The sequence below is a fragment of the Pseudomonas sp. Pse1 genome, assembly GCF_024519635.1.
Classification (GTDB): Bacteria; Pseudomonadota; Gammaproteobacteria; order Pseudomonadales; family Pseudomonadaceae; genus Aquipseudomonas.
Genome location: NZ_JALJRO010000008.1, coordinates 266382 through 278640, shown reverse-complemented (window position 1 = coordinate 278640; position 12259 = coordinate 266382). Strand labels below are relative to the sequence as shown.

The window sequence follows — 12259 nt, the reverse complement described above, 5'->3', positions numbered from 1 at the left end:
TTTACCAAGGAGTTTTCCGTTTCGACTGCGCCGGAAGTGGGGCGAATTATAGACACATTAAATCGGCCGTCAACCCTTAATTACAGCTTTGTTGCAGAAGACTCACTTTTAGCCCGAAACCGCGGGATTCGGCGAGCAATGCCAGGCACGCGCAATAGCAATAGAAGCGCACCAACAGTTGCATAGATTACCCACTCCTTAAGGTCTGCCCGAACAATCCATAACATGTGCAGCAAACCCAGCCCGAGAACGCCATAAACCAGCCGATGCAATTTTTTCCAACGAGGCCCCAGGCGCCGCTGACTGTATCGATTGGACGTCAGCGCCAAGGCCAGTAAACCGATGAAACCCAAGCTGCCGACAATAATGTACGGACGCTTGCTCAACTCCACACCCAACTGCGACCAATCCAGGCCCAGGATGAACACCAGGTACGCGCTCACGTGCAGCACGACATAAGTGAAACACCACAACCCCAACTGCCGACGCACCGCGATCCATCCAGGCCAGCCACTGAGCTTTTGCAACGGCGTCATGCCCAAGGTGATCAATAGCAGCACCAGCGTGCCCAAACCCAATCGATCGACCAGCACTTTTCCCGGATCCGGCCCAAGGGCAGAACTCCAGGCTTGATAAAGCCAGAGCAACGGCCACACCGCCGCGACAGCGAACACAGCCGTTCGCCAAAGCGTAAAACGCATCAGTAGTTTTTCCTCAGGTCCATACCTGTATATAAAGAGGCGACCTGCCCTTCGTAGCCGTTGAACATTAGGGTCTCTCGCACATTGGGCTTGAATAGACCGCTCGGCAGCCGCCGCTCGCGCGCCTGGGTCCAGCGCGGATGATCCACACTCGGGTTAACGTTGGCATAAAAGCCGTACTCATCGGCGGCAATGCTCTGCCAGGTGGTTTTCGGCTGCTCGCTGACCAGACTGATGCGCACGATGGACTTCACACTTTTGAAGCCATACTTCCACGGTACGACGAGGCGCAATGGCGCGCCGTTCTGATTGGGCAACTCCCGCCCATACATCCCGACCGCAAGAATCGCCAGCGGATGCATGGCCTCGTCCAATCGAAGCCCTTCCACATAAGGCCAGTCGATCAACGCAAAGCCCGAGCGTTGCCCCGACATGCTCTTGGGATCCTGCAAGGTTTCAAAACGAATGTATTTGGCCTTGGAAGTGGGCTCGACCTGCGTCAGCAACGCCGATATCGGAAAACCGATCCAGGGGATGACCATTGACCAGGCCTCCACGCAACGCAGACGGTAGATACGCTCCTCCAACTGATAGGGCTTGATGAAGTCCTCCAACGCATAGCGCCCCGGCTTACCCACCTCCCCGTCCACCACCACGCTCCAGGGGGCGGTTTTCAGCGTGCCAGCATTCGCCGCAGGATCGCCCTTGTCGGCGCCGAACTCGTAGAAGTTGTTGTAGTGAGTCGCGTCGGTGTAAGGCGTGATTGCTTCATCTTCGACCTTGACCGCGCCCCATCGAGTCGCCGCCAGTTTTTGCGCCAGCCAGTCAGGCGCCGCACCCGGCTCGACGCCCGGGTAGCGTGCAAGATCGTCAGCACTCGCCCAGCCCGGCAGACTGCTGACCGCCATTGCTGTGGCAGCACCCGCCAACACGCGGCGACGAGAAAGATAGAGGGATTCAGGCGTGACGTCCGACTCGTGGCAGTCGGACGACTGAGGGAATTTGAATAACATGACAACTCCGCAGCATTGGAGGACTGATGCACCAATAGACTGCGGAGTATGGGGGAAATTACCTCATTCGGCTTTTTTGTGCCGACGAAGGTGTAACAAGTATTGCGCCGGCCCGGAGGCGGCGTAGGCGAGGAATACCAGCAGCAGAATACGCGGCGGATCACTGAACACCACCGCAAACACCAGCACCACGGCCAGGATCGCCACGAACGGTACGCGCCCTTTCAGGTCCAGCTCCTTGAAGCTGTTGTACTTGATGTTACTGACCATCAGCATGCCGGCCGCAGCCACCATCAGCGCAACCAGGAAGGACATCTTCGAACCTTGGATGCCGTAGTCGCTGAACGCCCAGACGATACCCGCAACCACACCCGCCGCCGCCGGGCTGGCGAGGCCGATGAAGTAGCGCTTGTCGGCGGTACCGACCTGAGTATTGAAACGCGCCAGACGCAAGGCCGCACCGGCGACATAAATGAAGGCGACCATCCAGCCGACCTTGCCCATGTCGCCCAATGCCCAGCCAAAAGCCAACAAGGCCGGCGCGACACCGAAGGCCACCATGTCTGACAAGGAGTCGTACTCGGCACCGAAGGCGCTCTGGGTATTGGTCATGCGCGCCACGCGGCCATCAAGCCCGTCGAGGACCATGGCGACAAAGATGGCGATTGCCGCGAAAGCAAAGTATTTGCTGGCGCCGGCAGCATCACCGGCACTCAAGGCGCTCTGTGCACTCATCGAGTTGATGATGGAGTAGAACCCTGCGAACAGGTTCGCAGTGGTGAACAGATTCGGCAGAAGATAGATACCACGATGCCGGACTTTTCGGCCTTCAGCGTCATGCCCTTCCTCGACGTGCTCATCGATGGGCAGCAGGCTTTCGGCGTCGGAAGCCTGGTTTGGCTCTTCGGGACGTTCGCTCATGGAGAGTACCTTGCAACGGTGTGGAAAGTTTGGACAGGTGTCTGCGACAACGGTTCGCGCCGCAAACGATGCAGCTTTATACCAGAACCAGTCAGCCAAACGAAAAAACGCGGCCTAAGCCGCGTTTTTCAGACAGGATCGTGACTTAGTTTTTGGCTTTGTCGACGATCTTGTTGGCACCGATCCACGGCATCATCGAACGCAGTTGCTCGCCGATGACTTCGATACCGTGCGCCGCGTTGTTGCGACGCTTGGCGGTCATCGATGGGTAGCCAGTAGCGCCTTCGCTGATGAACATCTTCGCGTATTCGCCGTCCTGGATGCGCTTCAGAGCGTTGCGCATGGCCTGGCGGGATTCAGCGTTGATGACTTCAGGGCCAGTCACGTACTCGCCGTATTCGGCGTTGTTGGAGATCGAGTAGTTCATGTTGGCGATACCGCCTTCGTACATGAGGTCAACGATCAGCTTCAGTTCGTGCAGGCACTCGAAGTAAGCCATTTCTGGCGCGTAGCCAGCTTCAACCAGGGTTTCGAAACCGGCTTTAACCAGTTCAACGGTACCGCCGCACAGAACGGCTTGTTCGCCGAACAGGTCGGTTTCAGTCTCGTCCTTGAAGGTGGTTTCGATGATGCCGGTACGACCGCCACCAACGCCAGCTGCGTAGGACAGCGCAACGTTCTTGGCATTGCCCGAGGCGTCCTGGTAGATAGCGATCAGGTCAGGGATACCGCCGCCCTTCACGAACTCGGAACGTACGGTGTGGCCTGGAGCCTTCGGCGCGATCATGATCACGTCGAGGTCAGCGCGCGGCACAACCTGGTTGTAGTGGATCGCGAAACCGTGGGAGAAGGCCAGGGTGGCGCCTTTCTTGATGTTCGGCTCGATTTCGTTCTTGTACAGGGAGGACTGGAACTCGTCCGGGGTCAGGATCATGACCAGGTCGGCAGCCGCGACAGCGGACGCAACGTCGGTCACTTTCAGGCCGTGAGCTTCAGCCTTGGCAACGGTGGCCGAGCCTTTACGCAGGCCAACGGTAACGTCAACGCCGGAGTCTTTCAGGTTGCACGCTTGAGCGTGGCCTTGGGAACCGTAACCGATGATGGCAACTTTCTTGCCCTGGATGATCGACAGGTCGCAGTCTTTATCGTAGAAAACTTTCATGAATTTCCCCTATATCAGGCCGTTCAGGCCGTTCGCTAATTTGGTTTAGATGCTGAGTACTTTGTCGCCGCGGGCAATGCCGGTCACGCCACTACGGACGGTTTCCAGAATCGATGCGGTGCCGATGGACTGAATGAAGCTGTCGAGCTTGTCGCTGGTACCGGTCAGTTGAACGGTATAAACGCTGGCGCTGACATCGACAATCTGTCCACGGTAAATATCGGTAGTGCGTTTGATCTCGGCGCGCTGGGCGCCGGTGGCCTTAACCTTGACCAGCATCAGTTCGCGTTCGATGTGAGCGCTCTCCGACAGGTCGACCAGCTTGACCACTTCGATCAGCTTGTTCAGGTTCTTGGTGATCTGCTCGATGATTTCATCATGACCCACGGTGGTCAGCGTCAGACGCGACAGAGTCGGGTCTTCGGTTGGCGCCACGGTCAGGCTTTCAATGTTGTAGTTGCGCTGCGAAAACAGCCCTACTACACGAGACAGAGCGCCGGGTTCGTTTTCCAGAAGCAAGGAAATAATGTGCCGCATGATTAAGTACGCTCCGTCTTGCTCAGCCACATATCGCGCATGGAGCCGTCTTTGATCTGCATCGGGTAGACGTGCTCGCTGGTGTCGACCGAAATATCGAGCACCACCAGGCGATCCTTCATGGCAAACGCTTCTTCCATCTTCGACTTCAAGTCTTTCGAGTCGGTGATGCGCATGCCGACGTGACCATAGGCCTCGGCCAGCTTGACGAAGTCAGGCAGCGACTCCATGTAAGAATGCGAGTGACGGCTGCCGTAGCTCATGTCCTGCCACTGGCGAACCATGCCCAGCACACCATTGTTCAGGATCACGATCTTGACCGGCAAACCGTACTGCAGGCAGGTCGACAGCTCCTGAATGTTCATCTGGATACTGCCTTCGCCGGTCACGCAGACAACGTCTGCATCCGGGAAGCTCAGGCTAATGCCCATGGCCGCCGGAAAACCGAAGCCCATGGTGCCCAGGCCGCCGGAGTTGATCCAACGGTTCGGTTTGTTGAACTTGTAGTACTGCGCGGCGAACATCTGGTGCTGGCCCACGTCGGACGCAACATACGCATCGCCCTTGGTCACTTCGCACAGGGTCTCGACCACGGTTTGCGGCTTGATGACGCTACCGTCGCCCTTGTCATAAGGGAACAGGCCACGGTCACCGCGCCACTCGTCGACTTGTTTCCACCAACTGGCAACCGCTTCCTTGTTCGGGGTCTCGCCGATTTCCTTGAGGATCGTGACCATTTCGGTCAGGACACTCTCCACCGGACCCACGATTGGCACGTCGGCCTTGATGGTCTTGGAGATCGATGCCGGGTCGATGTCGATGTGAATGATCTTGGCATTCGGGCAGAACTTCGCCGGGCCGTTGATCACACGGTCATCAAAACGCGCACCGACGGCGAGGATCACGTCGGCATGGTGCATGGTCAGGTTGGCGGTGTAGCTGCCGTGCATGCCGAGCATGCCGATGAACTGACGGTCAGTTCCCGGATAGGCGCCCAGGCCCATCAAGGTATTGGTCACTGGCAGGTTGAGCATTTGGGCCAGTTCGGTCAGCGGCGCGGAGCCACCACCGAGGATCACGCCGCCACCTGCGTACAACACAGGACGCTTGGCCGCCAGGAGCATTTCGGCTGCCTTGCGGATTTGCCCGGAGTGACCACGAACCGCTGGGCTGTAGGAACGCAGCTTGGCTTTTTTCGGGAAGATGTATTCGAACTTCTCGGCCGGGTTGGTCATGTCTTTCGGGATATCGACAACGACAGGACCAGGACGACCGGATTGCGCCAGGTAGAAGGCTTTCTTCATGACTTCCGGGATTTCCGACGCATGCTTGATCATGAAGCTGTGTTTCACGATCGGCCGGGAGATACCGATCATGTCGGTTTCCTGGAATGCATCGGTGCCGACCATGGTGCTGGGCACCTGACCGGAAATGATCACCATCGGAATGGAGTCCATGTAGGCCGTGGCGATACCGGTGATGGCGTTGGTTGCGCCCGGGCCGGAAGTCACCAGTACTACGCCGGCTTTACCGGTAGCACGGGCATAGCCGTCAGCCATATGGGTCGCAGCCTGCTCGTGACGAACCAGGATGTGAGTCACTTCCGGTTCTTTGAACAGGGCATCGTATACATGAAGGAGAGCACCACCCGGGTACCCGTAAATATATTTGACGCCTTCGTCACGCAAAAAGCGGACGAGCATCTCACCGCCAGATAAAAGCTCCACGTTGTTCACCTCTAAAACGCCAGAATACCGCCCACATCGGGGACGGGTCTTAATAGGTTTACTTCTCAGCAGAGCATGAGCGACGGTGGTCGCCGACTACGTCAGCACTGACTGAGCAAGTATTGGGAGCGTCCCAAGTGTTGCGGGACTTTCCCACCCAGCGCGAGGTAACGCGTTGCGGGTGTAACAGGTCGGCGCGGATATGCGCCTCATGATCTGCTGAGCGGGCCTGCTTCTGGCAGTCCCTCTACAGCGGACTTTGGATTCTTCTGTTTCGCCCTCTGCAAGTCAAGCTGTCAATGTGCCTAATTCGAACTAAGCACATGAGAACGCAAGAAAAAATCGCCAAACGCGAGGTCAGATCAGTTGGATTGCGCAGTTTTGGCAAGAAATTGGCATGCGAACGCAGCGCCAGCTGTCAGCAGAGGGGATTTTTGGGGAGACGAACGGTCACTGCCGGCCTGCACCGGCAGTGTTCGCATCAACGGGAGGCGCTGATGAGCAGGTCAAATTCTTTGAGCAGCACCTGCAGTTGACGATCCTTGCCGCCAAGGTTGCGACTGGCGAAGACCATTTCGGCCATCTCCTGAATCCCCGAGGCATTCGGCAGCGGCAGATCCTGCTCCAGAATCATCTTCATGCGGGGCAGGAAGATCCACTGCAGCCACTGCTCGAAGTCCAGGGTATCGACCGAGAACGGTTCGACACTGGACAAGGCCTCGGCGCTGGGCGAAACCTCGTCCCACCAGCCTTGGACACGCAATTCACGCTCGATCAACAGCAATTGATCGGCGATCTTCGGAAAACGGTCGTTCATCACAAGGTAACCTTGGCCTTCTGGCGGGCCTGGGCAGCACCAGCAGCATCACCCTGCTGCTCGCGAGCCTGGGCGATCAAACCCCACAGGCTCGCCTGCAGGTCAGGACGGCCGTTGGCCAGCGTCAGGCCACGACGGGCGAACTGCTCGGCCTGGGGCGCGTCGCCCTGAGCCATGCGCACTTGCGCCAGGCGGTAGAGCACCTGCGGTTCACGCGGGGCCACACGCTGGGCACGCTCAAGACTGGACGACGCCCCATTGAGGTCGCCGCCGGCCTGCTGCTGTTGTGCAGTCGTAAGCAACGCCAGGACCGGGCCATCCAGTTGCTCATCGGCGGACAACCCGCCACTTGCATTGCTGGCCGACGGGATGCCGCTTGGCGTCGACGGCATGCTGTAACTGGTGCTCGGGGTCAGTGGGCCGCTATCGACCGGACCCGGGGTAATCGGACCTGAGCTGATCGGACCCGGCGTGATCGGCTGGGTGCTGATCGGCGTCGACGTGGTCGCCCCTGCGCCAGGAATCATCACCACGACACCGCTATCGCCCTGGGGAATCGCCTGGGTCTGTGCCTGCGCGGGACGGGTCACCGTGGTTTTACGGAAGCCGCCATTGGCAGAGAGCCGCTCGCTGTTGGACACCGCGGTACCGGAGTCGACCACCGGAATCGAACCTTGCTGCACAGTGGAACAGCCGCTGAGCAACGCCAGGGCGGTCACCGTCATCGCTGGAATAAACCACTTGTTCACTTGAAACCCTCTTTGCTTAATTCATCCAGCCCTTGACCCAATCCATCACCGATTCGCCAGTGGCGGGCTCAGAGCCGCCGCAGGCGGTGCCGGGAGGCGGCTCGCTGCCGCGAATATACGGCATCTGCACCGCGCCCGGGCAACTCGCATCCGAGCCCTGCCCGGTCCGCGAATCGACCCAGGCCTGAACGATGTTGTCCGGCTGCGGCATATCCAGCGGCAACGGGTCGGCCTTGCGCATGAAACTGGTCCAGACCTGCAGCGCACCGGTGGCACCGGTGAACGGCGTCTTGCCATTGTCGTCACGCCCCAGCCACACCACCGCCAGCAGATCCTGGCTGAAGCCGGCGAACCAACTGTCCCGAGAATCGTTACTGGTACCGGTCTTGCCCGCCAGGGTCAGGGTCTTGGGCAGCACGTTATAAACCGAACTACCGGTGCCTTCACGCATAACCCGCTGCATGGCGCTCTGGATCAGATAGATGGACGCCGGGTCGAAACGCTGCTGAATCTGGAACGGATAACGCTTGAGCGGCTCACCTTCTGCAGTCAGCACGCTGCGAATCCCGCGCATCGGCGTATTGAAACCACCGTTGGCCAGGGTCTGGTACATGGTTGCCACTTCAATCGGGGTCAGCCCACCCGCACCCAGCAACATCGACGGGAACGCCGGGAACTCACGGGTGACACCCAGTCGACCGAGGGTCTTCAAGACGTTCGGCACACCCACTTCCAGACCCAGGCGCGCGGTCGAGAGGTTGTAGGAATGAGCCAGGCCCTGATACAGGAATACAGTGCCGTGGGAGCGGCGATCATAGTTCTGCGGCTTCCACACCTGCCCATCAGCGCCCTTCACCGAGAAGGCTTCGTCCGACAACCAGCTGGTCAAGGTGTACTGGCTCGGCTTCTCCAGTGCGGTCAGATACACCGCCGGCTTGATCAACGAGCCAATCGGCCGCACCGCATCCAGCGCCCGGTTGAACCCGGCAAAACCGGCCTGTCGGCTGCCAATCATCGCCTGGACTTCACCGGTTTCCGGATTGGTCACCACCATGGCCGCTTCAACTTCCTCGGAACCCTTGCGCCCGGCAAGACGCTTGAAGGTGTCGTTGACCGACGCCTCGGCCTTCATCTGCAGGATCGGATCGAAGCTGGTGAAGATCCGCAGCCCCTCTTCGGTCAAGTCTTCGTCGCGATAATCCTCGCGCAGTTGGCGCTTGACCAGATCAAGGAAGCCGGGGAACGAGCTGTCCGCCAGGCTGCCGCGCTTGGTCACGCCCAGTGGCATTTTCTTCGCCGCCGCGACCTGTTCGGCCGTGGCCACGCCTTGCTGCTCCAGCAGGTCGAGGACCAGGTTGCGCCGCTCAAGCGCGCGCTCCGGGTAGCGCCGCGGGTTGTAGTAGGACGGCCCCTTGACCATGCCCACCAGCAGCGCCACCTGATGCAGCTTGAGTTCGGACAATGGCTGGCTGAAGAAGAACTGGCTGGCGAGGCCGAAACCGTGCACCGCCCGCTGGCCATCCTGACCGACAAACACCTCGTTGAGGTAAGCCTCGAGGATTTCGCGCTTGTCGTAATGCAGCTCAAGCAGCAAGGCCATCATCGCTTCCGTCAGCTTGCGGCTGAGGCTGCGCTCGTTGGTCAGGTAGAAGTTCTTCACCAGTTGCTGGGTCAGGGTACTGCCGCCCTGGCGCATCTGTCCGGCCGAGGTGTTGACCCACACTGCCCGCGCAATCGATTTCGGTGATACGCCGAAGTGGCTGTAGAAATCGCGGTCTTCCACGGCCACCAGGGTTTCCAGGAGGAACGGTGGCACCTGATCGATCTTGATCAGGATCCGGTCCTCGAGGTTTTTCGGGTACAGGCCGCCGATCAGCAGGGGTTCAAGGCGTACCACCGAGAGCTTCGAGCCGTTGGTCGCCGTCAGCCCGGCTACGTAATCACCAGAGAAGCGCACGCGCACCGGTTGCGCCTGCTCCATGCCTTCATAGAACTGGAAGCCGCGGGTGTTCAAGTCGACGGTATTACCGTTGACCGAAGCCGCGCCAGGACCATTGGCCACGCTTTCACGGCGATAGCCCAGGGCATCGAGCTCGGTGAGAAAGTCGTCCTTGCTCAGCTTCTGTCCGACGAACAGTTCCAGCGGGCGGGCGTAAACCTTGGCCGGGATGGTCCAGCGCTTGCCGGAGAACTTCTCCTGCACCACGGCATCGAGATAAACGGCAAAGCCTGCCAGCACCACGAGGCCGACCAAACCGAGCTTCAGAGCCCAGCCTAGCCAAGGCCGCAGGCCATTGGAGGGACGTTTTTTTGCAGTACGGGGAGATCGGGTACGAGTCATGGCGGCGGATTATACGCACTTTATTCCTGATCAACATGAGCCCGGCGAGGTTTGCGTTGGCCCCGCATGCGGCCATAATGGCGCCCTTGAATTTTTCCAGACTCTGAAGGATCGCCCGTGAGCCAATCCCTGATCGCTGCCCTGCAAAACCCGGCCCTATACCCTCATCCGGTAGAGGGATTCCAGGTCATCGAGACGCACATCTCCTGGGTGCTGCTCACCGGCCCCTATGCTTATAAAGTGAAGAAGCCGGTGAATTTCGGCTTCCTCGACTTCACCGCCCTCGACGCCCGCGAGCATTTCTGTGGCGAAGAGTTGCGCCTCAACCAGCGCCTGACCCAGGACCTGTACCTGGAAGTGCTGCCGATCACCGGCAGTGTCGAGGCGCCACAACTCGGCGGCAACGGTCCGGTGCTCGACTATGCCCTGAAAATGCGCCAGTTCCCTCAGAGCCAGTTGCTCAGCACCTTGCAAGCCAACGGCGAATTGACCACCGCACACATCGATGCGATGGCCGAGCAAATCGCCCGCTTCCACCTCGAGGCGCCTCGTGTTCCCGCCGAACACGAAGCGGGAACCCCGGACAGCGTCATGGCGCCAGTGCGGCAAAATTTCGAACAGATTCGTCCATTCCTCAACGACAAGACCGATCTGCTGCAACTCGACGCCCTGCAAGCCTGGGCAGAAAGCAGCTTCGAGCGCCTGAAGCCGTTGCTGGCCCAGCGCAAGGCGGAAGGCTTCATTCGCGAATGCCACGGTGACATCCACTTGGGCAACGCCACCCTGATCGATGGCAACGTGGTGATTTTCGACTGCATCGAGTTCAACGAGCCGTTTCGCTTCACCGATGTCTACGCCGACACCGGCTTCCTCGCCATGGACCTGGAAGACCGAGGCCTGAAGAGCCTCGCTCGACGCTTCATGAGCCAGTACCTGGAACTGACCGGCGACTACCAGGGCCTGGAACTGCTGAATTTCTATAAAGCCTACCGTGCCCTGGTACGTGCCAAAGTCAGCCTGTTCAGCATGCCGGCGGAAGCCAGTGCCGTGCAGCGCGCCACTACCCTGCGCCAGTACCGCAACTACGCCAACCTGGCGGAAAGCTACAGCACCATTCCGTCGCGCTTCATGGCGATTACCCACGGTGTCTCTGCCGTTGGCAAAAGCCACGTCGCCATGCGCCTGGTTGAAGCCCTGGGTGCCATTCGCCTGCGCTCCGATGTCGAACGCAAGCGTTTGTTCGGCGTACAGCAAGTCGCCAACGAGCCACACGCTGGCATCTACAGTGCAGACGCCAGCGCCGCTACCTATGCGCACCTGCATGAAATCGCCGGGGTCATCCTGCACGCCGGTTTCCCGGTAGTGATCGATGCGACTTACCTGAAACGCGATCAACGCGACAGCGCTGCGCAAATCGCCGAGGCCAAGGGCGCGCCATTCCTGATCCTCGATTGCAATGCGCCGCAAGCGGTGATCGAGAGCTGGCTGGCCCAGCGCCGGGCCGAGCAGAACGATCCATCCGATGCCACGCTGGCCGTGATTGCCGACCAACAAGCCAACCGCGAGGCCCTGACGCCAGCAGAGATTCTCTGCAGCAAGCGCGTACAGACCAATGAAAGCGGAACCCTGGACACCGTCGTGGCGCAGATTCGCCAGCGCCTGCCGGGGCTGTAAGTTCGAGGAGCGGCGTGAGGTCGCGACAGACCTCACGCCCACCAGACAGTGGCACTATACTGGCGTCATAAAATCAACGGATGACGCCCCATGAGCCAGCCCAAACTGCTCGATACCCCCCTCTACGCCCTGCTGCACAAAGACGATATCGATGGATTTAACCGCGAACGTCCACCGCAAGGCCCCATCGACATGGTCGGCGGTGACTTCCGCGGCCTTGATCTACGCACATTGAACGCCGAAGGCATCGACTTTCGCGACGCCTACTTCCGCTCTGCCGATCTGCGCGGCATCGATTTTCGCGGCGCATCCCTTGAGGGCGCCAGCCTGGCTCATGCGCAAATCTCCGGTGCGTTTTTCCCGGCAGAACTTTCAGCCGACGAGATTCTCATGTCGATGAATTTCGGCACCCGCCTGCGCTACCGCACCCGCTAACCCCTTCCCCAAGCAGCGTCCGGCGCCACCCTAGTCGCCGGACCCATTGCATCTCACCGACGTCCTGCGCAGCACCATCTGGCACATCGCCTTAGAAGCATTTGCGTTCGATTCGCCCAAAGAACCACGCTTTTCCTGCTGACCGCTACACTCCTCAAAGGTCCGCCCCAACGCACTCTTCG

The 12259-nt window shown here is 59.5% G+C and carries 11 protein-coding genes; 2 read left to right on the top strand and 9 right to left on the bottom strand.

The genetic code is table 11. The features are described 5' to 3' along the window. Positions 1-80: 80 nt before the first annotated feature. The 9 genes from msrQ to mrcB all read right to left on the bottom strand — a co-directional run bounded on the left by msrQ (position 81) and on the right by mrcB (position 9968). Positions 81-701, bottom strand: coding sequence for a protein-methionine-sulfoxide reductase heme-binding subunit MsrQ (gene msrQ, locus NR126_RS14965; protein ID WP_105755835.1), 621 nt, complete (start codon positions 699-701; stop codon positions 81-83). After that, positions 701-1714 carry a protein-methionine-sulfoxide reductase catalytic subunit MsrP gene (gene msrP, locus NR126_RS14960; RefSeq protein ID WP_105755836.1) on the bottom strand — a complete coding sequence of 338 codons (1014 nt, stop codon included), beginning with the start codon at positions 1712-1714 and terminating at the stop codon, positions 701-703. Before msrP ends, msrQ begins: the two co-directional genes overlap by 1 nt. 63 nt (positions 1715-1777) lie before the next feature. Beyond that, positions 1778-2635, bottom strand: coding sequence for a CDP-diacylglycerol--serine O-phosphatidyltransferase (pssA, locus tag NR126_RS14955; RefSeq protein ID WP_027617907.1), 858 nt, complete (start codon positions 2633-2635; stop codon positions 1778-1780). Between the two features lie 145 nt (positions 2636-2780). Continuing rightward, complete coding sequence (gene ilvC, locus NR126_RS14950; protein WP_007909969.1) at positions 2781-3797, bottom strand: ketol-acid reductoisomerase; 1017 nt, start codon at positions 3795-3797, stop codon at positions 2781-2783. 45 nt (positions 3798-3842) lie between these two features. Then, positions 3843-4334 carry an acetolactate synthase small subunit gene (gene ilvN, locus NR126_RS14945; RefSeq protein ID WP_003205610.1) on the bottom strand — a complete coding sequence of 164 codons (492 nt, stop codon included), beginning with the start codon at positions 4332-4334 and terminating at the stop codon, positions 3843-3845. Positions 4335-4336: 2 nt separating this feature from the next. Then, complete coding sequence (locus NR126_RS14940) at positions 4337-6061, bottom strand: acetolactate synthase 3 large subunit (RefSeq protein ID WP_027617906.1); 1725 nt, start codon at positions 6059-6061, stop codon at positions 4337-4339. Between the two features lie 481 nt (positions 6062-6542). Next, entirely contained in the window at positions 6543-6878 is a 336-nt protein-coding gene (locus NR126_RS14935; RefSeq protein WP_027617905.1) for a YqcC family protein, read from the bottom strand. Beyond that, positions 6878-7627, bottom strand: coding sequence for a tetratricopeptide repeat protein (locus NR126_RS14930; protein WP_027617904.1), 750 nt, complete (start codon positions 7625-7627; stop codon positions 6878-6880). Before NR126_RS14930 ends, NR126_RS14935 begins: the two co-directional genes overlap by 1 nt. Before the next feature lie 16 nt (positions 7628-7643). After that, positions 7644-9968, bottom strand: coding sequence for a penicillin-binding protein 1B (gene mrcB / locus NR126_RS14925; protein WP_027617903.1), 2325 nt, complete (start codon positions 9966-9968; stop codon positions 7644-7646). 117 nt (positions 9969-10085) lie between these two features. Here mrcB and NR126_RS14920 point away from each other — a divergent pair, with 117 nt between their 5' ends. Together NR126_RS14920 and NR126_RS14915 are read left to right on the top strand one after the other, a co-directional pair. Continuing rightward, the gene (locus tag NR126_RS14920; protein WP_027617902.1) at positions 10086-11642 is read left to right on the top strand and encodes a bifunctional aminoglycoside phosphotransferase/ATP-binding protein; all 1557 of its coding nucleotides are present in this window, start codon (positions 10086-10088) and stop codon (positions 11640-11642) included. A 90-nt stretch (positions 11643-11732) separates the two neighbouring features. Continuing rightward, positions 11733-12077: a pentapeptide repeat-containing protein gene (locus NR126_RS14915; protein ID WP_027617901.1), complete on the top strand. Its 345-nt coding sequence runs from the start codon at positions 11733-11735 to the stop codon at positions 12075-12077. Positions 12078-12259 lie beyond the last annotated feature (182 nt).